Below are 1089 nucleotides of genomic sequence, written 5' to 3' on the forward strand. Positions count from 1 at the left end.
GTCCTGGCGGGTTGCGAAGCTGTGGTGGTGGTAGAACTCGTTCTTCAGGGACGAGAACGCCGATTCGGCCACGGCATTATCCCAACAAACCCCGGTGGCTCCCATGGATTGCCGGACATTGTTCCCGGTGCACCATTTGCCCATTTCACGGGATGTATATTGCGTTCCTCTGTCGCTGTGGAAGATGGCGTTCGGCTCCAGATGTCCGCGGTCCCTGGCCATAGTCAACGCGCCCGTAACCAGGGAAGCGCGCATGTGATCGGCCATCGCCCAGCCCACAATCATGCGGGTACACAGGTCAATGACCGTGGCCAGATACAACCAGCCCTCATCCGTACGCAGGTACGTGATGTCCCCGACGAGGCGGGTGCCGGGTGCGGCGGACGTGAAATCACGCCCGATCAGATCCTCGAAGCATTTATCCGGATCCGAGGGGATCGTGGTGCGTTTGAAGGCACGCATCCGCCGCGCTTGCCAGCCGTTCTCTGCCATGATCGCCGCGACGGTCCCCAACGATACCTGGACGCCTTTGGCGGTGAGTTTGTCGTGGACCATGCGGTGACCGAAGATCCCCTCGGAGGAATCGAACATCGACTTCACCAGTCCGGTCAGCTCAGCGTGCCGGGCAGCCGTCGGGGTTTCTTCGGCGTTCAACCAGCGGTAGTACGAGGCCCTGGGAACGTCCAGTTCGGCGCACATCCACGCGACTGGAAACTCTGCGCTCTTCGCCTGAACAAGTCGGTAGGAATCTTCTACCGTTGTTCTTTGGCGAAGAACGCTGAAACTTTTTTTAGGAAATCGTTCTCCCGTTCAAGTTCCCGCATTCTGGCCTCCATGGCCTTATATTTCGCGGGATCAATGGGTTCGTCAGGTTTCATCACGGTATCGGGGTGACCTTCTCGGTGGTAGCGGACCCACCGGCGCAACGCGGTCACGGAGACCCCCAGCTCGGAGGCCACAGCGGCAATCGGACGGCCGGAAGTAATCACGAGATCAACAGCATCAGCCTTGAACTCATCAGAAAACGTGGGACGGGAAGACATGGGAACAATCCTTTCAAAGACTGTCTCACATCAGTAGTACACCTCA

General features: G+C 58.5%; 1 protein-coding gene and 1 pseudogene. Both read right to left on the reverse strand.

All coding sequences use genetic code 11. The features are described from left to right. A pseudogene (locus ACZY0Y_RS19870) lies at window positions 1-732 on the reverse strand (IS3 family transposase); the annotation flags it as partial. Between the two features lie 20 nt (window positions 733-752). Beyond that, the gene (locus tag ACZY0Y_RS19875; protein WP_463959940.1) at window positions 753-1043 is read right to left on the reverse strand and encodes a transposase; all 291 of its coding nucleotides are present in this window, start codon (window positions 1041-1043) and stop codon (window positions 753-755) included. Window positions 1044-1089: the final 46 nt, after the last annotated feature.

Source organism: Pseudarthrobacter kochi, assembly GCF_055412805.1.